Origin of the sequence: Dyella monticola (assembly GCF_003363155.1) — a bacterium.
GTDB classification, from domain to species: domain Bacteria; phylum Pseudomonadota; class Gammaproteobacteria; order Xanthomonadales; family Rhodanobacteraceae; genus Dyella_B; species Dyella_B monticola.
On sequence record NZ_QRBE01000035.1, the window covers coordinates 1 to 1,574 of the forward strand.

The 1,574-nt window shown below is 52.5% G+C and carries 1 protein-coding gene and 1 pseudogene; both read left to right on the plus strand.

Annotated elements, in window-relative coordinates; translation table 11 throughout:
* Window positions 1-538: hypothetical protein (locus tag DWU98_RS21480; RefSeq protein WP_230474990.1), on the plus strand; the 538-nt coding region annotated here is incomplete at its 5' end.
* Window positions 539-614: 76 nt separating this feature from the next.
* Window positions 615-1,574, plus strand: a pseudogene (locus DWU98_RS21485) (hypothetical protein); the annotation flags it as partial.

The following is a 1,574-nucleotide window of genomic DNA, read 5'->3' on the forward strand; positions in this document are numbered from 1 at the left end:
ACTCGTAGCTAGAAATTTCGAAACATGCACGTTTGATTTTAAAGATACGAAATATTTTTCGCACGTGGAGAAGAAAGATGCGCTAAAACCGATAACGAGTGGTGACGGTTGCATCTTGGATATCCACGCAATGGGCAATATTTATAATGCAGACAGTGATATATGGATATCCGTATCAAGCACACATGACCTTGATCAGGTCATCGCTTATCAAGGTTTTTTTAAAAACGAGGCCGGTGAATGGGTGTTTAATGGTAAACCTATGCGCACCTCTTTTATCTCATTTAAACATCTTTCCTTAGGTAGGATTTATAGGGAAGATGGTCTCATCCTTGTCGGAAGGCAAGTTGAAAAATCGAAAGATCAGAAGGGGACGCTACTAACTTTCGAGGGCGTTCATATCTTGCGTATAACACAATCGTACCTTGTATCAATGGATATGCCCTTCATTTTCTATACACCAAAAGAAACCCGGGACGACGTGATCAAAGACATGGTCAATCTCGTCGGAAGCGTCCACGTCACGACCAACCCTTGATCTCAATGTATCAGGCCAGGCCGGCATCACGGCACTGACGGCACTGACGGCACTCGGCAAAACGATTCAGGTCATCGTGTCCAACCCGCCGCGCAGCAGTACCGCCCTCGTCCAGGCCGCCGCCGACGCCAAGCAGGTCTTCGACGGCACCGACCTCGTGCAATGGCTCGGTGATACGAACGTACAAACCGCCCTCAGCAAGCTGGTGTGCACGTTTCCGACCGAATGGGCCGCCGACGGCATCGAACAGCGCTATGCCTGGCTTAAACGCACGCAGCCCTTTGTGCGTATTGGCGAACAAAGCGAAACACCCACGCTCAACGAAACCCAATGGGCCGCGTTCGAGGCGCATGTGCGGGCGTTGTGTTTTTGGGAACAGGCCAAGCAAGCCGGGTATCTGGACCTGGATGCGGTGCATTGGCATGTGGACCCACGGGAGTTTATTAAGCAGTTTCGGAAGTGTGGGTGGTTGAGCGAAGACGAGTTCAGGCAGTTCACGCCTAAGTTTGCACCGCGTGCTGCGCCCGGCGTGGTGTATTGGGAATCGGTGAGCGATCCGTACAAATCCAAGGCCAATCAGATTCCTTTGCCAAAAGCGCAGCTTCCTCATCTGAACCGCGTGCTGCGCAAGTTCGGCATCACGACCCCATGGCGCATGGCATGTTTCTTTGGCAATGCCCTTCAGGAGTCCAGTTGGCTTGGTGGCTTAGTGGAAAAAGCCCCGGATGGACAGCGCTATGCCCCCTGGTACGGCCGTGGCTTCCTGCAACTGACGTGGCCGAAGAACTACCTTGATTACTGGATGTTTCGAGGACGCGGGAAGCAGATTCCTGCTGAGCTGAGAGAGAAGCTATTGGAAGCGCAAAAGACGGCGGATGAGACGCGCAGCAATGCGCCGTTGCAGGAGCCGGAAGGCGACTTGTCAGCCGAGTTAAAAACATGGCGCGGCGACGTCGCAAACCCAAACAGGAATGATGCTTCTCTGAGCGCCGGTTTTTATTGGGCCAAAATGAATATGGCTCGGTATGCCGACGAA